Origin of the sequence: Streptomyces sp. NPDC094032, assembly GCF_040303965.1 — a bacterium.
Classification (GTDB): domain Bacteria; phylum Actinomycetota; class Actinomycetes; order Streptomycetales; family Streptomycetaceae; genus Streptomyces.
This window is the reverse complement of record NZ_JBEOUE010000021.1, coordinates 79,092-101,563: the sequence shown is the minus strand read 5'-3', so window position 1 is coordinate 101,563 and position 22,472 is coordinate 79,092. Positions and strand designations below refer to the sequence as shown.

Sequence of the window (22,472 nt, the reverse complement as noted above, 5' to 3'; positions counted from 1 at the left end):
TCATTCTGGGTAGGAAGTTCGGTCGTAACTCGAGCTGTTGCGCCCTGCCCGCGTCCGGTTTCCCCGGGCGCGGGCAGGGCCGCGTCTCTTCCTGGACACCCCCAGGAGGACCACCACGTGAACACCAAGAAGGCCGCCGCCGTCGCGCTCGTCGCGGCGCTCGGCGTCTCCACCCTCGCCGCCTGCGGCGGCAAGGACGCCGGCAAGGACAAGGCCACCGGCACGCCCGCGCCCAAGACCGTCACGCTGGTCAGCCACGACTCCTTCAACGCCTCCAAGGAGGTGCTCGCGGAGTTCACCCGGCAGACCGGTTTCACGATCAAGGTCCTCAAGAGCGGCGACGCCGGAGCCGCCGTCAACAAGGAGATCCTGACCAAGGGCTCCCCCCAGGGCGACGTCTTCTTCGGCGTCGACAACACCCTGCTCTCCCGCGCCCTCGACAACGGCATCTTCACCCCGTACGAGGCCAAGGGCCTGGACCGGATCCCCGCCGCGCTCCAGACCGACAAGGAGCACCGGGTCACCCCGATCGACTCCGGCGACATCTGCGTCAACTACGACAAGCAGTACTTCGCCGACAAGAAGCTGGCGCCGCCGCAGTCCTTCGACGACCTGGCCAAGCCCGCGTACAAGGACCTCCTCGTCGTCGAGAACCCCGAGCGCTCCTCCCCGGGCCTCGGCTTCCTCCTCGGCACCGCCGCCCAGTACGGCGACGGCGGCTGGCAGGACTACTGGAAGAAGCTCAAGGCCAACGGCGTGAAGACCGTCGACAGCTGGGAGCTCGCCTACAACCAGGAGTTCTCCGGCTCCGCCGGCGGCAAGAAGGCCAAGGGCGACCGCCCGCTCGTCGTCTCCTACGCCTCCAGCCCGCCGGTCGAGGTCCTCTACGCCGAGCCCCAGCCGAAGGTGGCGCCCACCGGCGTCTCCACCGGCACCTGCTTCCGGCAGACCGAGTTCGCCGGGCTGCTCAACGGGGCGAAGAACCCCGAGGGCGGCAAGGCGCTGATCGACTTCCTGATCTCCAAGAAGTTCCAGGACGACATGCCGCTCCAGATGTTCGTCAACCCGGTGACGAACGACGCGACCCTCCCCGAGCTGTTCACCAAGCACGGCGTGGTCGTCGACAAGCCGGAGACCATGGCGCCCGACAAGATCGCCGCCAACCGTGACCAGTGGATCCAGCAGTGGACCTCGCTCGTCCTGAAGTAGGCGCACCGAGCCCCCCGGGGCGTACGGGGAACGCGGCGCGGCTCGCCCTCATGGCGCTGCCCGTCGCGTTCTTCGGGGTCTTCTTCGCCTGGCCCGTCGTCTCGATCGTCGAGCGCGGGCTCAGGCCGGACGGGCACTGGGAGCTCGGCCGCTTCGGCGAGACGCTGAGCAGCCCGGAGATCCTCGACGTCCTGTGGTTCACCCTGTGGCAGGCGCTCGCCTCCACCGCGCTCACCCTGCTCGTCGCCCTCCCCGGCGCGTACGTCTTCGCCCGCTTCGACTTCCCCGGCAAGGGGCTGCTGCGGGCCGTCGTCACCGTGCCCTTCGTGCTGCCCACCGTCATGGTCGGCACCGCGTTCCTCGCCCTGCTGGGCCGCAACGGACTGCTCGACGAGCTGTGGGGCGTCCGCCTCGACACCTCCGTCTGGGCCATCCTCATCGCCCATGTCTTCTTCAACTACGCGGTCGTCGTCCGCACCGTCGGCGGCCTCTGGTCCCAGCTCGACCCCCGCCAGGAGGAGGCCGCCCGGGTGCTCGGCGCCTCCCGCTGGCGGGCCTGGCGCACGGTGACCCTTCCCGCCCTCGGACCCTCCGTCGGCGCCGCCGCGCTCATGGTGTTCCTCTTCACCGCGAGCTCCTTCGGCATCGTGCAGATCCTCGGCGGCCCCGCGTACTCCACCCTGGAGACCGAGATCTACCGGCAGACCGCCGACCGGCTCCAGCTGTCCACGGCCGCCGTCCTCACCATGGTGCAGTTCGTCGCCGTCGGCGCGATCCTCGTCGTGCACGCCCGGATGGTGCGCCGCCGTGAGACGGCGCTGCGTCTTGTCCCGGCGGAGCGGACCGCCGCCCGCCCGCGCGGCGCGGGCCAGTGGCTGCTGCTCGGCGCCGTCCTGCTCTCCATCGGGCTGCTGATCCTCGCCCCGCTCGGCGTCCTCGTCGAGCGCTCCCTCGCCACCCCCACCGGCTACGGCCTCGACTACTACCGCGCGCTCCAGTCCGTCGACCAGGACGGCACCTTCCTCGTGCCGATGACCGACACCATCGTCAACTCCCTCCAGTACGCGCTCGCCGCCACCGCCATCGCCGTCGTCATCGGCGGCCTCGCCGCCGCCGCGCTGACCCGGCGCGCCGGACGCCTGGTCCGGGGCTTCGACGCGCTCCTGATGCTGCCGCTCGGGGTCTCCGCCGTCACCGTCGGCTTCGGCTTCCTCATCACCCTCGACGAGCCGCCGCTCGACCTGCGGGCCAGCTGGATCCTGGTGCCGCTCGCCCAGGCCCTGGTCGGCGTCCCCTTCGTCGTACGGACCATGCTGCCCGTGCTCCGCGCGGTGGACGAACGGCTCCGGGAGGCCGCCGCCGTGCTCGGCGCCTCGCCCTGGCGGGCCTGGCGCGAGGTCGACCTGCCCCTCGTGCGACGGGCGCTGCTCATCGCCGCCGGCTTCGCCTTCGCCGTCTCCCTCGGCGAGTTCGGCGCCACCGTCTTCATCGCCCGCCCCGACAACCCGACCCTGCCGGTGGCCGTGGCCCGGCTCCTGGGCCGCCCGGGCGAGCTCAACTACGGCCAGGCCATGGCCCTCTCGACGATCCTCATGGTGGTGTGCGCGGTGTCCCTGCTGCTCCTCGAACGGCTCCGCACCGACCGGACCTCGGGGGAGTTCTGATGCTGACGCTCCACGACGCGACCGTACGTTTCGGGGACCGCGCGGTGCTCGACGCGGTGGACCTGGAGGTCGCCGACCACGAGATCGTGTGCGTGCTCGGCCCCAGCGGCAGCGGCAAGTCCACGCTGCTTCGGGCCGTCGCCGGACTCCAGCCGCTCTCCGCGGGGCGGGTGCTGCTCGGCGACGCGGACCAGACCGGGGTGCCGACGCACCGGCGCGGGGTCGGCCTCATGTTCCAGGACCACCAGCTCTTCCCGCAGCGGGACGTCGCCGGGAACGTCGCCTTCGGCCTTCGCATGCACGGCGTGGCCAAGGCCGAACAGGGCGCCCGCGTCGAGGAGCTGCTCGACCTCGTCGGGCTCCCGGGGGCCGGCCGCCGGGTCGTCTCCTCGCTCTCCGGCGGCGAGCAGCAGCGCGTCGCCCTCGCCCGGGCGCTCGCCCCCCGACCCCGGCTCCTGATGCTGGATGAACCGCTCGGCCAGCTCGACCGGGGCCTGCGCGAGCGGCTCGTGGTCGAGCTGCGGGGCCTCTTCGCGCGGCTCGGCACCACCGTCCTCGCCGTCACGCACGACCAGGGCGAGGCCTTCGCCCTCGCCGACCGGGTCGTGGTGATGCGGGACGGGCGCATCGCCCAGACCGGCACGCCGCTGGACGTCTGGCGGCGGCCCGCCTCCGCGTTCGTGGCGCGCTTCCTCGGCTTCGACAACGTGGTCGCGGCGACCGTCACCGGGGCCGCCGCCGACACCGTCTGGGGCGCGGTCCCCGTCCCCGACGGCTCCCCCCAGGGCGACCGGCGTCTGCTCGTCCGCCCCGGCGGCGTCCGGCTCGTCGCCCCCGGCGAGGGCCTGACCTGCCGCGTCGAGTCCCGCACTTTCCGGGGCAACCATGTCGCCGTCCGGCTCCGCCCGGCCGAAGGCCCGCCCCTGGAGGCGGAGTTCCCGCTGCGGGACGCGCCGGACGAGGGGGCCGAGACGGGCGTGGTGTTCCGGGTGGAGGACGTGGTCGTGCTCGACGCCTGACCCGCGCCGCCCGGTGCCCGGTCAGCAGCGCCCGCACGCCCTGCGGGTCGCCCGCTGGTGGACCAGGGTCGCCCGGCCGAGGGCCAGGCCGAAGAGGCAGAAGCCGCCGTAGGCGACGACGACGATCCACGGGGCGTGATCCGCGAGGCCGACCTCGATCACCCCGGTCCAGGCGAGGCCGCCGAGCACCGCGAGGAGCACGCCGAACGGGGCCAGCGCGCCCGCCCCGGCCCAGCCCAGCGCGAGCAGCGCGGGCCGGGGCAGCCGCCGCCCCCACGGCCGGGTCAGCGCCAGCGCCAGCAGCATCCCGAGGACGGCCAGGACCGCCGTGACGTCGACCCCGTGGTCGTACAGCCACAGACCCAGGTCGCTGGTGTACGCGGGGTCCACGCCCGGCCTTCCGACGCCCGTGTACCCGGGCGTCAGGCCCAGGGCCCAGGCCGTCTTCAGCGCGGTGTACGGGACGAGCGCGGCGACCGCCACAAGGCCCGCGCGGCTCGCGTCGCCCGCCACGGCCGGGGCCCGTCCGCCGCAGTACGCGCAGAGGCCGAGCCGCGCCCGGCGGCCCGCCAGCGCGGCGCCCGCCCACAGCGCGGCGCCCACGATCGCGAGTGCCTGGTTGGACCAGGCCGCCCAGTCCATCGGCTCCTGGCCCCGCGACAGGAAGTACAGCAGGTGCAGCGGGCTGAGCAGGAAGACGAACCCCGAGGTCACGCACAGCCCGACGACCGCCCAGGCCGCCGTGGTGAGCCCGCGCGAGCCGGGCCTGCGGAGCATCGCGTACGCGAGGAGGGCGGCGGCCCCGTACAGCCCGGCCGCCGCGGCCTCGAAGCCGGGGCCCGTGCCCTTGCCGAGGAGCGCGTACCCGAGGGCCGGGCCGGTGGCGGCGGCGAGGGCGGCGCCCGCCGCGTACAGGAGGGACCAGACGAGGGCGGCGGGGCCCGCCCACGACGGCCAGGTGGCCAGGAGTCTTTTCGTGGTCATGCCATGAGCCTGGCGGCCGGGCGGGCGCGGCACGTCCGACCGGGGTCGCGACCGGGTCCGCCGCGCGGGGGAGGCCGACTACGCCGCCGTGAGCCGTGCCAGCGCGTCCGGGGCCTCGTCGATCGAGTCGACCAGGGCGATGCGTGCCGCCATCGGGCGGCCCTCGGCCAGGGCCTGGAGCAGGGGCCAGGCCGGCAGGCGTTCGGTCCAGTGGGCGCGGTCCACCAGGACCATCGGGGTCGGGCCGCCGCGCGAGCCGTAGTAGTTCGGGGTCGCGTTGTCGAAGACCTCCTGCACCGTGCCGGCGGCGCCCGGCAGGAACACGATCCCGGCGTTCGAGCGGGCGAGCAGGCCGTCCTCGCGGGTCGCGTTGGCGAAGTACTTGCCGATGCGGGCGGCGAAGGCGTTGGGCGGCTCGTGCCCGTAGAACCAGGTGGGGATGCCGACCGAGTCGCCGCCGCGCGGCCATCGGGCCCGTACCTCGAAGGCGGCGCGGGCCCACTCGGTGACCGAGGGCGTGAACGAGGGGACCTTCGCGAGCAGTTCCAGGGCCTCGTCGAGGGCCTCGTCGTGGAGCGGGGCCGTGTACGCGCCGAGGTTCGCGGCCTCCATCGCGCCCGGTCCGCCGCCGGTCGCCACCGTCAGTCCGGCGCGCGCCAGCTTCCGGCCGAGGCGGGCGGCGCCCGCGTACGCGGCCGTGCCCCGGGCCGTACGGTGCCCGCCCATCACGCCCACCACGCGGGCGTCCGTCAGGTGCTCGTCCAGCGCGTCCGAGATCGCGTCGTCGTGGAGGGAGCGGAGCATCGAGGAGAAGATGTCGCCGTCGCCCTTGGTCCGCTGGAACCAGTCGTACGCGCGGGCGTCCGGGGTCTCCGTGTACGGGTGGGCCTCGACGCCCTCGAACAGCTCCTCGGGGGAGTAGAGCCGGGAGCGGTACGGGTCGAACGGCAGATGCGGCACCGGCGGGAAGACCAGCGCGCCGTCCGCCCGCACCTTCGCCGCGGCCTCGGGCTGCATGGGGCAGCCCAGGAACACGGCGTCGGTGGTGGAGGCGGAGAGGAGGGCGAAGGTGCGGTCGGTCAGGTCGACGGACTGGATCCGGTACGAGGAGAGGTTGCCGTGCGAGCCGAGCGCGGCGTCGAACTCGTCGAGGGAGTGGATCTCCCGGTCCTGCCGGTGGGTCGCCATGGGGTCACGATAGGGGGCCCGGGGGCGGGCCGGGGGGTGCGCCCGGCCTCCGGCCGGGCTGGGCGTTCCCACCCGCACCACCCGTGCGGGTGGGTGGGCAGAGGTGCGGGTCTTCCCGTGGGGGGTGCGCGGCGTTGGCGGGTGCGGGGCGGTGGGGGGTGCCCGGCCTTCGGCCGGGCCGGGGTTCCCGCCCGCACCACCCGTGCGAGTGGACGGGCAGAGGTGCGGGTCTTCCCGTGCGGGGTGCTCGCCGTCGGCGGCCGCGGGTGCGTGGCGTAGCGACAGTGGCTGCCTGCTCGTCGGCGTGGGGTCTCAGACCCTCAGTGGTACCGCTGCCAGTTCGCCCACCGTCCATGTCAGGGGGACGAAGACGGTCAGGAGGGCGGCGGCTCTCAGGAGGGCTGTGGTGCGGAGGATCGTGGGTGGGGCGCCGATGCGGAGGAGGGCTTCGGTGGTGTGGGTGCGGGACTGTTTCGATTCCAGGGCGGCTGTCAGGAGGGTCGCCGTCGTGCAGCCGATGACCAGGGCGGCGCCCAGGCCGGCCAGCGGGCCGAAGTCGGTGCCCAGGGCCAGGGCCGCCACCGCGCCCGAGCCGACCGCGCACACCACGCCCAGCGGGCGGCCGATCCTGCGGGACTCGTCCATGAGGACCCGGCCGGCGAGGAGGCGTACCGCTCCGGGGCGGACCGTCTGGAGCAGGCGGCCGCACCAGTGGGTGAGGCCGGGGCCCGCCATCGCCAGGCCCGCCGCGGTGAGGATCCAGCCGGCCAGGACGCCCCCGCCGCCGCTGCGGCCCGCGTAGGTCTCCAGGGCGAGGCCGAGGGCGATCAGGGCCACGCCCCACGGGAGGCCGGTGGGCTGTGGGGAGGCCTGGGCCGGTGTGCGCGGGCGCAGGGCCAGGCCGGCCGCCGTGGCCGCCGTCACCGGGAGGATGGCGAGGAGGGTGAGCGCCGCCGCCAGCGGGAGGGGCTGGTCGGCGGCGAGGAGCTCCGCCGCCGCGCCGTCGAAGGGCAGGCCGGTGATGTCGCCGCGCAGGTGGAGGTAGATGAGGAGGGCCACCGCCGAGCCCAGGGTGCAGGCGACCGCCGTGGAGGCGGCGGCGAGGGCGGTGAGGCGGGCGGGGCCCAGGCCTACCGCGTCGAGGCCCTGCCGGGGGCGGGTGCTGGGGTCGGTGCGGGCCACCGCCACCGCGAACTGCACCGTCGCGGCGAGGGGCAGCGCGCACCAGAGGAGGCGGAGCGCGGACGTGGCGGACTGGGTCGGGTGGCCCACCGCGTACCCGAGGGCACAGAGGAGGAGGAAGCCCACCCCGGCCGCCGCCGCGGCCACCAGCAGGCGGCGCAGCTGGACGAGGGGGTGGGTGCCCCGGACTAGACGGAGAGCGAGCACGCGGCGACGCCCTCCGCCCCGGTGGCCGGAGGTACGGCGCCGACGCGGCGCCCGTCGAGGAGCGCCACCGAGCGGTCGGCGAGGGCCGCCACCTCGGGGTCGTGGGTCGCGAGCAGCACGGTGATCCCGTGGGAGCGGGCCGCGGCGGTGAGGGTGCGCAGCACCTGCGCGCCGTCCGCGCTGTGCAGGGTGGCGGTCGGCTCGTCGGCGAAGAGCACCGTGGGGGTGGTGACGAGCGCGCGGGCGAGGGCGATCCGCTGGCGCTGGGAGTGGTTGAGGGCGTGCGGCCGCTTGCGGGCGGCGGCGCCGATGTCGAGGCGGTCCAGCCACTCCTGGGCGGCGGTCCTGGCGGCCCGGTGGGAGATGCCGCGCAGCAGCAGGGGGAGGGCCGCGTTCTCCCAGCCGGTGAGCTCGGGGACCAGACCGGGCTCGGGGTCGATCCAGCCGAAGCGCTCGCGCCGTACGCGTTCGCGCTGGGCGGTGGAGAGGGTGTGGAGCGGGGCGCTGTTGAACCAGACCTCGCCCTGCTGGGCGACGGTCTGGCCGGAGAGGCAGCGCATCAGGGTGGTCTTGCCGCTGCCGCGCGGCCCGACGAGGGCGAGGATCTCGCCTTCCCGTACGCCGAGGGAGACGCCGGTCAGGACGTCCGTGCCGCCCAGGGTGCAGTGCAGGGAACGCGCCCAGAGCACGTCGTTGTCCGGTGGGGCCATCGCGTACACCTCGATGTGGAAGCCGACAGGGGCCGTTCCCCCGTCCGGGGGAACGAGGAGACGGGCCTGTCGGTCACTGGGACCGGGCGGCGGGCGTCACTGGGCACCGTAAGGATTCAGATCAGGTGATACGGACAGCACGCGGCCCGGACCGCCGCCATCCACTCGGATGGCCGCATGTCCGGGCCGGGGTCACACCGTGAGGGCGGTGTGGCGCACGTCGAGATCTACAGCTTCGTCCAGGCCTCGGTGAGGGTGGCGCGGAGGATCTGCTCGATCTCGTCGAACGTGGTCTGGTCCGCGATCAGCGGCGGAGCCAGCTGGATGACCGGGTCGCCACGGTCGTCGGCACGGCAGTAGAGACCGTTCTCGTACAGCGCCTTGGAGAGGTAGCCGTAGAGGACGCGCTCCACCTCCTCGTCGTTGAACGACTCCTTGGTGACCTTGTCCTTGACGAGCTCGATGCCGTAGAAGAAGCCGTTGCCGCGGACGTCGCCGACGATCGGCAGGTCGTGCAGCTTCTGCAGCGTCGAGAAGAAGTTGCCCTCCTGGTCCAGCACGTGCTGGTTCAGGCCCTCCTTGTCGAAGATGTCGAGGTTCGCCAGGGCCACGGCGGAGGACACCGGGTGACCACCGAAGGTGTAGCCGTGCAGGAAGGTGTTGTCACCCTTGTAGAACGGCTCCGCGATGCGGTCCGAGACGATGCAGGCGCCGATCGGGGAGTAGCCCGAGGTCATGCCCTTGGCGCAGGTGATCATGTCGGGCACGTAGCCGAACTTGTCACAGGCGAACATCGTGCCGAGGCGGCCGAAGGCGCAGATCGTCTCGTCGGAGACGAGCAGCACGTCGTACTGGTCGCAGATCTCGCGGACGCGCTGGAAGTACCCGGGCGGCGGCGGGAAGCAGCCACCGGCGTTCTGCACCGGCTCCAGGAAGACGGCCGCGACGGTGTCGGGGCCCTCGAAGAGGATCTGCTGCTCGATCTGGTCGGCGGCCCAGCGGCCGAAGGCCTCGGGGTCGTCGCCGTGGATCGGGGCGCGGTAGATGTTGGTGTTCGGCACCTTGTGCGCGCCGGGGACCAGCGGCTCGAAGGGGGCCTTCAGGGCCGGCAGACCGGTGATGGACAGGGCGCCCTGCGGGGTGCCGTGGTAGGCGACCGCACGCGAGATGACCTTGTACTTGGTGTGCTTGCCCTGCAGCTTGAAGTACTGCTTCGCCAGCTTCCACGCGGTCTCGACGGCCTCGCCGCCACCGGTGGTGAAGAAGACCTTGTTCAGGTCGCCCGGGGCGTAGTTCGCGAGACGCTCGGCGAGCTCGACGGCCTTGGGGTGCGCGTACGACCACACGGGGAAGAACGCGAGCTCCTGGGCCTGCTTGTACGCGACCTCGGCCAGCTCCTTGCGGCCGTGACCCGCGTTCACCACGAACAGGCCGGCGAGGCCGTCGAGGTAGCGCTTGCCCTTGTCGTCGAAGATGTAGGTGCCCTCACCGCGGACGATGGTGGGGACGGGGTTGTGCTCGTACGACGACATGCGGGTGAAGTGCATCCACAGGTGATCGTAGGCGGTCTTGGAGAGGTCCTGGCTCACGACTATCGGGTTCCCCACATGTAGGTCTGCTTCTTGAGCTTCAGGTAGACGAAGCTCTCGGTGGAGCGCACCCCGGGGAGGGTGCGGATGCGCTTGTTGATCACATCCAGGAGGTGGTCGTCGTCCTCGCAGACGACCTCCACCATCAGGTCGAAGGAGCCCGCGGTCATCACCACGTACTCGCATTCGGCCATGGCGGTCAGAGCCTCCGCGACCGGATCCAGGTCACCCTCGACGTTGATGCCGACCATCGCCTGCCGCCGGAAGCCCACGGTGAGCGGGTCGGTGACGGCGACGATCTGCATGACGCCCTGGTCGAGCAGCTTCTGGACGCGCTGTCGTACGGCGGCTTCGGAGAGGCCGACGGCCTTTCCGATGGCTGCGTAGGGACGGCGACCGTCCTCCTGGAGCTGCTCGATGATCGCCAGGGAGACGGCATCGATCGTCGGGGACGAACCGGTTCCGGTTCTGGAGTCTGTGCTTCGACTGGCCACGACCTCACTGTGCACCGAACCTCGTCGGTCTGGCAACCCCAGAGTGATGAAATCCGTTGTTCTGGGGTGCGGATCTCACTGAATCCGAAGTTGGCGGGGGTCGGGCCTGTTGAAAGCGTCTGCGGACCGACTAGGCTGAGGTGTCTCGCCCATCGGGACGCCGCACGATGGAGTGCGGAGACAGAACGTGACAGGAGGGGTGGCAAGTGACCACCGAGCTGCGTCGGCTGCGCAACTACATCAACGGGGAGTTCCGGGACGCGGCCGACGGCCGCACGATCGACGTGATCAACCCTGCCACGGGTGAGGCCTACGCGACCTCCCCGCTCTCCGGTCAGGCCGACGTCGACGCCGCCATGGAAGCCGCCGCGGCCGCCTTCCCGGCGTGGCGCGACGCTACGCCGTCCGAGCGTCAGAAGGTCCTCCTGAAGATCGCGGACGCCTTCGAGGAGCGTGCCGAGGACCTGATCGCCGCCGAGGTCGAGAACACCGGCAAGCCGGTCGCCCTCACCGCGAGCGAGGAGGTCCCGCCGATGGTGGACCAGATCCGCTTCTTCGCGGGTGCCGCCCGGATGCTCGAAGGCCGCTCGGCCGGCGAGTACATGGAGGGCATGACCTCGATCATCCGCCGTGAGCCGGTCGGCGTCTGCGCCCAGGTCGCGCCGTGGAACTACCCGATGATGATGGCCGTGTGGAAGTTCGCCCCGGCCCTCGCCGCGGGCAACACGGTCGTCCTCAAGCCCTCGGACACGACCCCCGCGTCGACCGTCCTGATGGCCGAGATCATCGGCTCGATCGTCCCCAAGGGCGTCTTCAACGTCATCTGCGGCGACCGCGAGACCGGCAAGGCGATGGTCGAGCACCCGACCCCGGCGATGGCCTCCATCACCGGCTCGGTGCGCGCGGGCATGCAGGTCGCCGAGTCGGCGGCCAAGGACGTCAAGCGCGTCCACCTGGAGCTGGGCGGCAAGGCCCCGGTCGTGGTCTTCGAGGACACCGACGTCGAGAAGGCCGTCGAGGACATCTCGGTGGCGGGCTTCTTCAACGCCGGCCAGGACTGCACGGCCGCGACCCGCGTCCTGGTCCACGAGTCGATCCACGACGAGTTCGTCGCCGCGCTGGCCAAGGCCGCGAGCGAGACGAAGACCGGCCAGCCGGACGACGAGGACGTGCTCTACGGCCCGCTGAACAACGCCAACCAGCTCAAGCAGGTCAGCGGCTTCATCGAGCGCCTGCCGGCGCACGCCAAGGTCGAGGCGGGCGGCCACCGGGTCGGCGACAAGGGCTACTTCTACGCCCCGACCGTCGTCTCCGGCCTCAAGCAGGACGACGAGATCATCCAGAACGAGGTCTTCGGCCCGGTCATCACGGTCCAGTCCTTCACGGACGAGGCCCAGGCGCTGGAGTTCGCCAACGGCGTCGAGTTCGCCCTGGCCTCCTCGGTCTGGACGAAGGACCACGCCCGCGCGATGCGCATGTCCAAGTCGCTCGACTTCGGCTGCGTGTGGATCAACACCCACATCCCGCTGGTCGCCGAGATGCCCCACGGCGGCTACAAGAAGTCCGGCTACGGCAAGGACCTCTCGGCGTACGGCTTCGAGGACTACACGCGCATCAAGCACGTGATGACGTCCCTGGGCTGAACCACGCCCCCGGGCCGCCTGACGCCCCCGCGCTGATCGGCCCCCGTTCCACCCGGCCCCGGCACCTCGGTCCCCGTGATCGACAAGGTGTCGGGGCCGTGCCGTCCGGGTCGACGTACCGTCCATTGCCGCTGGTCGCCCGGGGCGACCATGCTGTGCGGGTGACAGCACGAGCCAGATTCTCCGCCCGCACCCACCCCTCCCGCCGCGCCCTGCTGCGCGGGATCGGCGGTGCCGGTGCCGCCGCGCTCCTCGCCGGATGCGGGGTGCCGGCCGCGTACGTCGACCCGAAGGAGCGGGCCGGGCGGGACCTGTCCGCGCGGGACCGGGTGCTGCACTTCGCGAACTGGCCGCTGTACATCGACACCGACGACAAGGACAAGTCGAAGCGGCCCACGCTCGACGCCTTCCAGAAGCGGACCGGGATCTCCGTGCGCTACACGGAGGAGATCAACGACAACGACGAGTTCTTCGGCAAGGTCGGCCCGGCCCTGATGAACCACCAGGAGACCGGCCGGGACCTCATCGTCGTCAGCGACTGGATGGCCGCCCGCTACGTACGCCTCGGCTGGGTCCAGGAGATGGACCGGGCCAAGCAGCCCAACGTCGCCAAGTACCTGGACCCGCTGCTGCGCACGCCCGCCTTCGACGAGGGGCGGCTGCACTCGGTGCCCTGGCAGTCCGGGATCACCGGCATCGCGTACAACCGCAAGAAGCTGGGCCGGGAGATCCGCTCCACCAAGGAGCTGTGGGCCGACGACCTGAGCGGCAAGGTCACGCTGCTGTCCGGGCTCGACGAGTCGTTCTCGCTGCTCATGCAGGGCATGGGCGTCGACGTGACCCGCTGGACGGCGGACGACTTCCACGCGCTGTGCGAGCAGATCGAGGGCCTGGTCCGCCGCAAGCACATCCGCCGCTTCACCGGCAACGACTACATCAAGGACCTGTCCACCGGCGACGTGCTCGCCTGCCAGGCGTACTCCGGCGACATCATCCAGCTCCAGGCCGACAACCCCGACATCGAGTTCGTCGTGCCCGAGGAGGGCGCCGAGCTCTGGGCCGAGTCGCTAATGATCCCCAACCTGGCCCAGCACAAGACCAGCGCCGAGCAGCTCGTCGACTACTACTACGAGCCCGAGGTCGCCGCCGAGCTCGCCTCCTGGGTCAACTACGTCTGCCCGGTCCCCGCGGCCCGCGACGTCCTCGCCGACTCGGGCGACGAGGAGCTGGTGGCCCTCGCCGAGGACCCGCTGATCTTCCCGGACGACGCGATGCGCTCGCGACTCGCCATCGCACGGGACATATCCGCCGATGAGCGCGCCGAGTTCACCAAGCGCTGGAACTCGATCGTCGGCCTGTGAGGCGGGGCCCGCACCGACGGGCCCCCCGCTTTTTGAACGTGTTCATGAGGGGCGTACGCTGCCCCCATGAGCGACACGAACGGGCCCAGAGCCCTCCTCAAGCGCATCCGTGTCTGGCTGGTCGTCTTCATCGTCTGTCTGGTGCTGAGCGGGGCCACGGCCTTCCCCCTCGTCACCGAACTCCGCCTGCTCGACGGGGCCCTGGACTCCTGGGCCGCACCCGTCGCCGACGTCTTCCCCGGCCTGGCCGAGTGGATCGCCCGCGTCCGCACCGGCGTCGAGGGCGCCGACGCCCGCGCCCCGTACCTCCTCTACGGCACCGACTGGCTGGCCTTCGCCCACCTCGTCATCGCCGTCGCCTTCTACGGCGTGTACCGCGACCCCGTACGCAACATCTGGGTCGTCGAGTTCGGCATGATCGCCTGCGTCGGCATCATCCCGCTGGCCCTGATCTGCGGCCCGCTCCGGGACATCCCCTTCTGGTGGTCGGTGATCGACATGTCCTTCGGGGTCTTCGGCATCCTGCCCCTGCTCGCCGTCCGCCGGCTCATCAAGCGGCTCGAAGCGGCCCAGGGGGCGGCCGGGCTCACTTCGACGGCAGGCCGTACGTCGCCAGCATGAGGTGCAGCGCCACCTTGTTCATGTCCTGGCCCTTGGCGTCGGTCGCGTTGACGCTGTAGACGAGGGTGCGCGAGCCGTCGCGGGTCGAGGCGATGGCCGTGTTGTAGCCCCAGCGGCCGCCGGTCTTGCCCCAGACCTCGCGGCCGCCCAGCTTCTTCATCGACAGGCCGACGGAGTACGCGGCCGGGTCGCCGGAGTTGAGGTCCGGCACCTTGGGGAGCGTGAACATCTCCTCCAGGAGGGGGCCGCGTACGACATGGCCCGCGAACAGGGCGTTCGTGAAGCGCTCCAGGTCCGCGGTGGTGGAGATCAGGTCGCCGGCCGCCCAGCCGTCCGTCGGGCCCCATACGGTCACGTCGCGCAGGCCGGTCGTGCCGTCGTCCAGCAGCATCCGCTGGTAGCCGTGGTTGTGGCGGCCCTCGATCCGGGGGCTCGCGCCGGGGAAGTACGTGTCGCGCAGACCGAGCGGGCGCAGGATCCGGGCGCGGACCTGGTGCTCGTACGAGTCGCCCGTGACGCGCTCGACGATCAGGCCGGCGATCGTGTAGCCGATGTTCAGGTAGTGCTGCTTCTCGCCCGGGGCGAACTCGCGCGGCTGGGAGGTCGCCGAGCGGACCAGGTCGCGCGGGTCGTGCGTGACGAAGCGGTTCGCGTACCACTCCTCGACCGTCTCGCCCGGCAGATCGGCCGCCGGGATGCCGTGGGTGTGGTTGAGCAGCTGGCGCACCGTCACCTCGCCGTACGCCGCCGGGATCAGCTCCGGCAGGTACGAGCGGGCCGTGCGGTCCAGGTCGATCCGGCCCTCGCCCGCCAGCTGGAGCGCGACCGCCGCCGTGAACACCTTCGTCACCGAACCCGCCCGGAACCGGGCCCCCGGGTCCGCCGGGCGGTTCGAGCGCAGGTCGTGCACGCCCGCGCTGCCCTGCCAGGTGCCCTCCGTGCCGCCGACCCGGACCAGCGCCGCCGTCGCGTCCTTCGAGGGGAGGCCCGCGATGGCCGCGGCCAGGGCGGCGTCCGCGGACGAAGCCGTCGCCGTCGCCGCCGGGACCGGGGCCGCGCCCGCCGGGAGGACCGCCGGGCCCGCCGCGACGCCCAGGACGAGGGCGGCGGCCAGCAGCGTGCGGGTGGTGTTCCTCATGGTCAACTCCGTGGGTGTGAGCCGTTGTTCTCGATGGCTCCATCCTGCTGACCTGCGGCGGTCCAGGGATCGCCCGCAAAGGCGGTTCTCGTGGGCGGAGTTCCTCACCGGCGCGGGGGAGTCACCCCCGGCGCGGCTCCCCCGCCCGGGGGAGGCCCGCCGCCACCAGCCCCGTCTCGTACGCGCAGATCACCGCCTGGATCCGGTCCCGCAGGCCCAGCTTCGCCAGCACGTTGCCCACGTGCGTCTTCACCGTGTGGTCGCTCACCACCAGCTCCGCCGCGATCTCCGCGTTCGACAGACCCCGCGCCAGGAGCAGCAGCGTCTCCCGCTCCCGCCCCGTCAGCACGTCCAGGCGCGCGTCGGCGGGCCCGTCCGCCCGCCGGGGCGCGCCCGAGGTGTACTGCTCCACCAGACGCCGCGCCACCGAAGGCGCGAGCAGCGCCTCGCCCGCCGCCACCACCCGCACCGCGTGCACCAGGTCGTCCCGGCGCACGTCCTTCAGGAGGAAGCCGCTCGCGCCCGCGTGCAGCGCCTCGTACACGTACTCGTCGGAGTCGAAGGTCGTCAGGATCACCGTCCGGCAGTCCGACTCCGCGCTGATCAGCCGGCACGCCTCGATCCCGTCCATCACCGGCATCCGGATGTCGAGCAGCGCCACGTCGGGCCGCAGCCGCCGCACCGCCGCCACCGCCTCGGCGCCGTCGCCGACCTCCGCGACCACCTCGATGTCCTCCTGCACGTCCAGGATCAGCGCGAACCCGCTCCGCACCAGCTCCTGGTCGTCCGCGACCACCACCCGCAGCGTCATCCCCGCACCTCCAGCGGGAGCACCGCCCGCAGTTCGAATCCGCGCCCTTCCGGGCCGGGACCGGCCGAGGCCGTGCCCCCGTGGGCGGCCGCCCGCTCCCGTACCCCGACGAGCCCGTGCCCGCCGGAGCCCCCGGCGCGCGGCCCGCGCCCGTCGTCCGTCACCCGGACCTCCACCTCGTCCCTCCGGTAGCCGAGGCGCACCGACACCGTCGTGGCCCCCGCGTGCTTGACCACGTTGGTCAGCGCCTCCTGCACGATCCGGAAGACCGTCGCCCCGGTCGCCGCCGGCAGCGGCCGCACCGTGCCGTCCGTCCCGTACCGCACGTCGAGCCCCCCGCCGCGCACCCGCTCGACCAGCTCCGGGAGCCGGTCGAGGCCCGGCTGCGGGTCCCGGGGCGCGTCGGAGCCACCGTCCTCGTCCCGCAGGACGCCCAGCATCGCGCGCAGTTGCCGCATCGCGTCGCGCCCGGTCTCGGAGATCGCCTCGAACGCGGCCTCGGCCCGCTCCGGCGCCCGGCGTACGGCCAGTGGTCCTGCCTCCGCCTGCACGAGCATCAGGCTCACCGCGTGCGACAGGATGTCGTGCATCTCCCGGGCGATCCTGGCCCGTTCCCGCGCGGCGGCCTGCTCGGCCTCCACCCGGTTGGCCCGCTGCCGGGCGTCGGTCAGCCGCCCGAAGGCGTACGCGGCGCCGAACACGAAGAGCGAGAAGGTCAGTTCGCGGGCCGACTGGGTGTTGAGCCACACCGACACCGGCACCGCGACGAGCATCAGCAGCGCCGTCACCAGCCGCTTCCACGGCGGCGACAGCACGGCGACCGTGTAGACGCTCACCAGACCGGTGTACGGCAGCGGCTGCCCAGGCCCCTCAAGCGCCAGCTTGTACAGCGCGCTGGTCGCCAGGACCGCGAGCAGCACCGCGATCGGTGCCCGGCGGCGCCACACCAGCGGCACCACGGTCAGCGTCGTCAGGCCGTACGCGGACCAGGTCGCCGGCTCCAGATCGGGCGGGCGCGGCACGACGAACGGCATCGTCATCGCCGCCTGCACGAGCAGCGCCAGGGCGATGTCGACCGCCCAGGGATTGGCCCGCGCCCAGTCGCTCAGCCCGTCCCTCGTCCCCCGTATGTCCATTACGGCTTGCGGCCCACCGCTCCGTACTGCGCCACCGCGACCGCGTCCGGCGCGCGCCAGCGCGCGCACGACACGATGCCCGGCTCAAGCAGCTCCAGGCCGTCCAGGAACGAGGCGAAGTCCGCCCGGCCGCGCGCGGTGATCGGCGGGGTCGCGTGCGCGTTCCAGAACTCCATCGCCGCGATGTTCCCCTCACCGCCCAGCTCCGCGTCGTACGTCGGATGCGTCAGGACCAGATGGCTGCCGGACGGCAGCGCCGCCATCAGTGTGCGGACGATCCGCCGGGCCTCGTCCGTGTCGAGGACGAAGTTCAGGATGCCCAGCATCAGCACCGCGACCGGCCGCGAGAAGTCCAGCGTCTTCCCGGCCGCCGCCAGGATCGTCTCCGGGTCGTGCGCGTCGGCGTCCACGTACTCGGTGACGCCCTGCGGCGCGCTCGTCAGGAGCGCCCGCGCGTGGGTCAGGACGATCGGGTCGTTGTCGACGTAGACCACCCGGGACTCCGGCGCCACCCGCTGCGCGACCTCGTGGGTGTTGTCGGCCGTCGGCAGCCCCGTACCGATGTCGAGGAACTGGCGCACCCCGGCCTCCGCCGCGAGGTACGTCACCGCCCGGCCGAGGAACGCCCGGTCCGCGCGCGCCACTTCACCGATGGCCGGGTGGAAGGAGGTGACCTGGTCGCCGACCGCGCGGTCCACCGGGTAGTTGTCCTTGCCGCCCAGCCAGTAGTTCCACACGCGCGCGTTGTGCGCGATGTCGGTGCGGATCCTGTCGTTCATTCACGGCCCTTTCGCAGCACGGCGGCCAGCGTGTCGACCCGGTTGGTGGTGATCGAATCCACGCCGTCGCGGATCAGCTTACGCATGGTCCAGGCGGTGTCCGCCGTCCAGGCCGAGACCAGCAGGCCGTCCCTGTGCACCCGGTCCACCAGCTCCCGACCGGCCAGGCCGAAGCGGTAGTTGAGCCACCGGGGGCGCACCGCGTCGAGCAGCGTGCGGCGGGGCGGGACCAGGGTGTCCCAGGTCAGCGCGATCTCCGCGGCCGGGTCGGCCGCCCGGACCTGGAGCATCGCGACGGCGCCCGCGCAGTAGAAGACGCGCTCGCCCGCGCCGCACTCGCGGACCGTGCCCACGATGGTGCGCACCGAGCGTTCGTCGCCGCCCGGCAGATCCAGCATCAGGCGGTGCGCCCCGGCGGCGATCAGCGCCTCGCGCAGGGTCGGCACGCCGCCCTCGGTGAGCTCCTCGACCTCGACGGCGGTCAGCGAGGACAGCGCGGCGTCGATCTTCCAGAGCCGCTTGAGGGTGTCGTCGTGGAGCAGGACGGGGACGCCGTCCTTGGTGAGCCGGACGTCGACCTCCACCGCGTCCGCGCCCCGCTCGACCGCCGAGACGATCGAGGGGACGGTGTTCTCACGGACGCGGTAGGGGTCGCCGCGGTGGCCTACGACAGTGACGGGGTCCATGACCCCATTCTCCCGGCGCTCAGCGCGCGAGCCACTGCTCCGTGTACGTGTCGATCTCCCCGGTGATCCGGGCCTTGCCGGCCGCGTCCAGGAACGAGGCCTCCACCGCGTTCTTGGCGAGGGCCGCGACACCGCGCTCGTCCAGGCCGAGCAGGCGGGCGGCGACGGCGTACTCGTTGTTGAGGTCCGTGCCGAACATCGGCGGGTCGTCGCTGTTGATCGTCACCAGCACGCCCGCGTCCACCATCCGCTTGATGGGGTGGTCCTCCAGGCGCTCCACCGCGCGGGTGGCGATGTTCGAGGTCGGGCAGACCTCCAGGGCGATCCGGTGCTCGGCCAGGTACGCCAGGAGCTCCGGGTCCTGGACCGAGCTGGTGCCGTGACCGATGCGCTCGGCGCCCAGGTCGCGCAGGGCGTCCCAGACCGTCTGCGGGCCCGTGGTCTCGCCCGCGTGCGGCACCGAGTGCAGCCCGGCCGCGCGGGCCCGGTCGAAGTACGGCTTGAACTGCGGGCGCGGCACGCCGATCTCCGGGCCGCCGAGGCCGAAGGCGACCAGGCCCTCGGGGTGCAGGTCCACCGCCAGGCGCGCGGTCTCCTCCGCCGCCTCCAGGCCCGCCTCGCCGGGGATGTCGAAGCACCAGCGCAGGATCACGCCGAGCTCGGTCTCCGCGGCCTTGCGGGCGTCCTCGATCGCCGCCATGAAGGCGTGCTCCTCGATGCCGCGGCGGGTGGAGCTGTAGGGCGTGATGGTCAGCTCGGCGTAGCGGATGTTCTGCCGGGCCATGTCCCGGGCGACCTCGTAGGTCAGCAGCCGGACGTCCTCGGGGGTGCGGACCAGGTCCACCACCGACAGGTACACGTCGATGAAGTGCGCGAAGTCCGTGAAGACGAAGTAGTCGCTCAGCGCCTCCGGGTCGGTCGGAACCTTGGAGTCCGGGTGGCGGGCCGCCAGCTCGGCGACGATCCGGGGCGAGGCGGAGCCGACGTGGTGGACGTGCAGCTCGGCCTTGGGGAGCCCGGCGATGAAGGGATGCAGATCGGTCATCGGGTCATCGTAGGCCGGGCCGTTCCTCCGGAAGGGGGAAGCCGTAGCATGGCGTGACCACGATGGGGGAGGCCCAATGTCCGAAAACAGCGAGCAGCCGGTGGACCCGTGGGCTCCGCCCAATCCGGACGGCGTCGAGCTGAGCAAGCCCGCGACGCCTCCGACGCCTCCGGTCCATGACCAGAACACCGTGATCTCGATGCCGGGCACGGACGTCCCGCCGCCGCCGGCCGCCCCGGGCGGCGCCTACGGCTACCCGACGGCCGCGACCCCGACGCCGGGGCCGTCCTACGGCTACCCGCCGGCGTCCCCGTACCCGAGCTACGGGGCCGCGTACGGGCAGCCGGGCTGGCAGCAGCAGCCGTCCAACGGGATGGGCACGACGGCGATGGTGCTGGGCATCATCGCCGTGGCCGGATTCTGTATGTACGGCCTGGGGATCATCCTGGGCGTCCTGGCACTGATCTTCGGCATCATCGGCATGAAGAAGGCGAACCGCGGCGAGGCGACCAACCGCGGCATGGCCCTCGCGGGCGTCGTCCTCGGGTCGATCGGCATCCTCGTGAGCGCCGTCTTCGTGGCCTTCATGGTCTGGGTCATCGTCGAGGACCCGGGCGGCTCGGCCGACAGCTCCGAGGACCCCTTCGCCACCTCGCTGGTCGTGGACGCGGGGGCCCGCTAGCCGCGCCCCCCCCGCACGGCCCCTCACCCGAGGCCCGCACCCGGCTCCGCCTCACCCGCGCAGCCGGGTCCGGGCCTCCATCAGGGCGAAGCCCAGCAGGTTCGAGCCGCGCCAGAGCTCCGGGTCCGTCGCCCTCGGGTCGTCCGCCGTCAGGCCGATGCCCCAGACGCGGTCCATCGGGCTCGCCTCCACCAGGACGCGGTCGCCCGTGCCCAGGAGGAAGGCGCGAAGGGCCTCGTCCGCGCCGAACTTGTGGACGCCGCCCTCGGTGACGATCCCGAAGCGGTGCTCCTCCCAGGTCTGCTCGTCGAAGCCCCGCACCAGCCGCCCCGCGTTCTTGGCCTGGGCCGGGGTGCGGGCGGACAGGATCGTCGCCTCGGCCTCCGGGTCGTCGAACAGGCGCGCCTTGCGGGCCATCATCCAGTGCTCCGCGGTCGCGTACCGCACGCCGTCCACCACGAACGGTGACGGCCACCACTGGCTCAGACAGCTCGCCGAGAGCCGCCCGTCGTGCCGTGGACGGTGGCCCCAGAAGTGCAGCCACTTGACCTTCTCACCCCGTCTGACCTGGTGAATCAGCTCCTCGCGATCTTTCATGCATGCCACTCTGCCACCCGCCACTGACACTCCGTACGGCAATGTCCCGCTGCCCTCGACACATGGTCGACCGATTCCGTCGCGTAACCAAAAGGCAACAACGGAATCACTTGTTGGACCCGTATGTCTCTGTCAGGATCGGCACTCAATTCGAGCTGGAACAACGGAGAGCGTCATGGGCAACCGCTTCCAGGTGTCGGACCGTTTCGCGGACGGCGCGCAGTACATCGGGGGGCGGCTCCGCCCCGGAACCTCAGGGCAGGAGCACAGCGTCGTCGATCCGGCGACGGGGGAGAGCGTCTACACGTACACGCTCGCCTCCGTGGCGGACGTCGACGCCGCCGTCGCCGCCGCCAAGGCGGCCTTCCCGGGCTGGGCGGGCACCACCCCGGGCGAGCGGTCGGAGATCCTGCACCGCTTCGCGAGCGTGCTCGCCGCGCAGGCGGAGGACATCGCCGTCGTCGAGTCGCTCCAGTGTGGCAAGCCCATCAAGCTGACCACCGAGTTCGACGTGCCCGGCACGATCGACAACACCGCCTTCTTCGCCGGGGCGGCCCGTCACCTCCAGGGCCAGTCCGCCGCCGAGTACGACGGTGACCACACCTCGTACATCCGGCGCGAGCCGATCGGCGTGGTCGGCTCCATCGCGCCCTGGAACTACCCGCTCCAGATGGCCGCCTGGAAGATCTTGCCCGCCGTCGCCGCGGGCAACACGATCGTCCTCAAGCCGGCCGAGCTCACCCCGCTGACCTCGCTGATGTTCGCCCAGGCGGCGACCGAGGCCGGGATCCCCGACGGTGTCATCAACATCGTCAACGGCGCCGGCCGCACGGTGGGCGAGCACCTGGTGGGCCACCCCGACGTGGTCATGACCTCCTTCACCGGCTCCACCCCGGTCGGCAAGCGGGTCGCCGAGATCGCCACGGCGACCGTCAAGCGGCTCCACCTGGAGCTCGGCGGCAAGGCCCCCTTCGTCGTCTTCGACGACGCCGACCTGGAGGCCGCCGCCCACGGCGCCGTCGCCGCCTCGCTCATCAACAGCGGGCAGGACTGCACCGCCGCCACCCGCGCGTATGTGCAGCGGCCGCTCTTCGACGCCTTCGTGGCACGGGTCGCCGAGCTCATGGAGACCGTCCGTCTCGGCGACCCCCTCGACCCGTCGACCGACCTCGGACCGCTCATCAGCCACGTCCAGCGCGACCGCGTCGCCGCCTTCGTCGAGCGGGCCCGCGGCTACGCCACCGTCGTCACCGGCGGCGAAGCCCCTGGTGGCGACCTGAAGGACGGGGCGTACTATCGCCCCACCCTGATCACCGGCGCGGCGCAGGACAGCGAGGTCGTGCAGTCGGAGATCTTCGGCCCGGTCCTGGTGGCCCTGCCCTTCGACAGCGACGACGAGGGCATCCGGCTCGCCAACGACACCCCCTACGGTCTCGCCGCCTCCGCCTGGAGCCGCGACGTGTACCGGGCCAACCGGGCCACCCGCGAGCTCAAGGCGGGATGCGTGTGGATCAACGACCACATCCCGATCATCAGCGAGATGCCCCACGGAGGCTCCAAGGCCTCCGGCTTCGGAAAGGACATGTCGGCGTATTCCTTCGAGGAGTACACGCAGGTCAAGCACGTGATGTTCGATAACACGGCGGTCGCCGCGAAGGACTGGCACCGCACGATCTTCGGGGACCGATAGCAGCCAGCCGTCCGACCAGCGGCGAACCATCCCGAAA

At 72.2% G+C, this 22,472-nt stretch carries 21 protein-coding genes; 8 read left to right on the top strand and 13 right to left on the bottom strand.

Annotated features, from left to right (window positions below; all coding sequences use genetic code 11):
* Window positions 1-117: 117 nt before the first annotated feature.
* Genes ABTZ54_RS26355 through ABTZ54_RS26345 form a run of 3 tightly spaced genes read left to right on the top strand, consistent with a single transcriptional unit; the run spans window position 118 to window position 3,892 of the window.
* Complete coding sequence (locus ABTZ54_RS26355; protein WP_351667638.1) at window positions 118-1,209, top strand: thiamine ABC transporter substrate-binding protein; 1,092 nt, start codon at window positions 118-120, stop codon at window positions 1,207-1,209.
* 50 nt (window positions 1,210-1,259) lie between these two features.
* The gene (locus tag ABTZ54_RS26350; protein ID WP_351667636.1) at window positions 1,260-2,873 is read left to right on the top strand and encodes an ABC transporter permease; all 1,614 of its coding nucleotides are present in this window, start codon (window positions 1,260-1,262) and stop codon (window positions 2,871-2,873) included.
* Window positions 2,873-3,892 carry an ABC transporter ATP-binding protein gene (locus ABTZ54_RS26345; RefSeq protein WP_351667634.1) on the top strand — a complete coding sequence of 340 codons (1,020 nt, stop codon included), beginning with the start codon at window positions 2,873-2,875 and terminating at the stop codon, window positions 3,890-3,892. Before ABTZ54_RS26350 ends, ABTZ54_RS26345 begins: the two co-directional genes overlap by 1 nt.
* Before the next feature lie 21 nt (window positions 3,893-3,913).
* Here ABTZ54_RS26345 and ABTZ54_RS26340 read toward each other — a convergent pair whose 3' ends face one another.
* From ABTZ54_RS26340 to ABTZ54_RS26315, 6 genes are all read right to left on the bottom strand, one after another.
* Window positions 3,914-4,876 carry a hypothetical protein gene (locus tag ABTZ54_RS26340; RefSeq protein WP_351667632.1) on the bottom strand — a complete coding sequence of 321 codons (963 nt, stop codon included), beginning with the start codon at window positions 4,874-4,876 and terminating at the stop codon, window positions 3,914-3,916.
* Window positions 4,877-4,954: 78 nt separating this feature from the next.
* The gene (locus ABTZ54_RS26335; RefSeq protein WP_351667630.1) at window positions 4,955-6,064 is read right to left on the bottom strand and encodes an LOG family protein; all 1,110 of its coding nucleotides are present in this window, start codon (window positions 6,062-6,064) and stop codon (window positions 4,955-4,957) included.
* A gap of 312 nt (window positions 6,065-6,376) precedes the next feature.
* Window positions 6,377-7,453 (bottom strand): hypothetical protein, encoded by a 1,077-nt coding sequence (locus ABTZ54_RS26330; RefSeq protein WP_351667629.1) that lies wholly within the window; start codon window positions 7,451-7,453, stop codon window positions 6,377-6,379.
* Window positions 7,435-8,163 (bottom strand): ABC transporter ATP-binding protein, encoded by a 729-nt coding sequence (locus ABTZ54_RS26325; RefSeq protein ID WP_351667627.1) that lies wholly within the window; start codon window positions 8,161-8,163, stop codon window positions 7,435-7,437. Before ABTZ54_RS26325 ends, ABTZ54_RS26330 begins: the two co-directional genes overlap by 19 nt.
* Before the next feature lie 227 nt (window positions 8,164-8,390).
* The gene (locus tag ABTZ54_RS26320) at window positions 8,391-9,770 is read right to left on the bottom strand and encodes an aspartate aminotransferase family protein (RefSeq protein ID WP_351667625.1); all 1,380 of its coding nucleotides are present in this window, start codon (window positions 9,768-9,770) and stop codon (window positions 8,391-8,393) included.
* Window positions 9,755-10,261 (bottom strand): Lrp/AsnC family transcriptional regulator, encoded by a 507-nt coding sequence (locus ABTZ54_RS26315; RefSeq protein ID WP_132918998.1) that lies wholly within the window; start codon window positions 10,259-10,261, stop codon window positions 9,755-9,757. Before ABTZ54_RS26315 ends, ABTZ54_RS26320 begins: the two co-directional genes overlap by 16 nt.
* Before the next feature lie 191 nt (window positions 10,262-10,452).
* On the opposite strand from ABTZ54_RS26315, the gene ABTZ54_RS26310 reads away from it, so the two are divergent.
* The 3 genes from ABTZ54_RS26310 to ABTZ54_RS26300 all read left to right on the top strand — a co-directional run bounded on the left by ABTZ54_RS26310 (window position 10,453) and on the right by ABTZ54_RS26300 (window position 13,871).
* The gene (locus ABTZ54_RS26310) at window positions 10,453-11,889 is read left to right on the top strand and encodes a gamma-aminobutyraldehyde dehydrogenase (RefSeq protein ID WP_351667623.1); all 1,437 of its coding nucleotides are present in this window, start codon (window positions 10,453-10,455) and stop codon (window positions 11,887-11,889) included.
* A gap of 161 nt (window positions 11,890-12,050) precedes the next feature.
* Window positions 12,051-13,250: a polyamine ABC transporter substrate-binding protein gene (locus tag ABTZ54_RS26305; protein ID WP_351667621.1), complete on the top strand. Its 1,200-nt coding sequence runs from the start codon at window positions 12,051-12,053 to the stop codon at window positions 13,248-13,250.
* A gap of 66 nt (window positions 13,251-13,316) precedes the next feature.
* The gene (locus ABTZ54_RS26300) at window positions 13,317-13,871 is read left to right on the top strand and encodes a hypothetical protein (RefSeq protein WP_351667619.1); all 555 of its coding nucleotides are present in this window, start codon (window positions 13,317-13,319) and stop codon (window positions 13,869-13,871) included.
* On the opposite strand, the gene ABTZ54_RS26295 is transcribed toward ABTZ54_RS26300, so the two are convergent.
* The 6 genes from ABTZ54_RS26295 to ABTZ54_RS26270 form a co-directional block, all read right to left on the bottom strand.
* Window positions 13,837-15,009: a serine hydrolase domain-containing protein gene (locus ABTZ54_RS26295; RefSeq protein WP_351667617.1), complete on the bottom strand. Its 1,173-nt coding sequence runs from the start codon at window positions 15,007-15,009 to the stop codon at window positions 13,837-13,839. The two genes, ABTZ54_RS26300 and ABTZ54_RS26295, sit on opposite strands and share 35 nt — an antisense overlap.
* Window positions 15,010-15,130: 121 nt before the next feature.
* On the bottom strand, window positions 15,131-15,820 hold the full coding sequence (locus ABTZ54_RS26290) for a response regulator (protein ID WP_351667615.1): 690 nt from the start codon (window positions 15,818-15,820) through the stop codon (window positions 15,131-15,133).
* Window positions 15,817-16,956, bottom strand: a complete 1,140-nt coding sequence (locus ABTZ54_RS26285; protein ID WP_351667613.1) for a sensor histidine kinase — start codon at window positions 16,954-16,956, stop codon at window positions 15,817-15,819. The genes ABTZ54_RS26290 and ABTZ54_RS26285 overlap by 4 nt, the downstream gene beginning before the upstream one ends.
* Complete coding sequence (locus tag ABTZ54_RS26280) at window positions 16,956-17,735, bottom strand: SAM-dependent methyltransferase (RefSeq protein ID WP_351667611.1); 780 nt, start codon at window positions 17,733-17,735, stop codon at window positions 16,956-16,958. The genes ABTZ54_RS26285 and ABTZ54_RS26280 overlap by 1 nt, the downstream gene beginning before the upstream one ends.
* Entirely contained in the window at window positions 17,732-18,421 is a 690-nt protein-coding gene (locus ABTZ54_RS26275; protein WP_351667609.1) for a glycerophosphodiester phosphodiesterase, read from the bottom strand. Before ABTZ54_RS26275 ends, ABTZ54_RS26280 begins: the two co-directional genes overlap by 4 nt.
* Before the next feature lie 19 nt (window positions 18,422-18,440).
* Window positions 18,441-19,466 (bottom strand): adenosine deaminase, encoded by a 1,026-nt coding sequence (locus ABTZ54_RS26270; protein ID WP_351667607.1) that lies wholly within the window; start codon window positions 19,464-19,466, stop codon window positions 18,441-18,443.
* A gap of 76 nt (window positions 19,467-19,542) precedes the next feature.
* Here ABTZ54_RS26270 and ABTZ54_RS26265 point away from each other — a divergent pair, with 76 nt between their 5' ends.
* Window positions 19,543-20,148: a DUF4190 domain-containing protein gene (locus tag ABTZ54_RS26265; RefSeq protein ID WP_351667605.1), complete on the top strand. Its 606-nt coding sequence runs from the start codon at window positions 19,543-19,545 to the stop codon at window positions 20,146-20,148.
* 51 nt (window positions 20,149-20,199) lie between these two features.
* On the opposite strand, the gene ybiA is transcribed toward ABTZ54_RS26265, so the two are convergent.
* A complete protein-coding gene (gene ybiA, locus ABTZ54_RS26260; RefSeq protein WP_351667603.1) occupies window positions 20,200-20,745 on the bottom strand; it encodes a riboflavin biosynthesis intermediates N-glycosidase in 546 nt (181 codons plus the stop codon).
* A gap of 175 nt (window positions 20,746-20,920) precedes the next feature.
* On the opposite strand from ybiA, the gene ABTZ54_RS26255 reads away from it, so the two are divergent.
* Complete coding sequence (locus ABTZ54_RS26255; RefSeq protein ID WP_351667601.1) at window positions 20,921-22,435, top strand: gamma-aminobutyraldehyde dehydrogenase; 1,515 nt, start codon at window positions 20,921-20,923, stop codon at window positions 22,433-22,435.
* Window positions 22,436-22,472 lie beyond the last annotated feature (37 nt).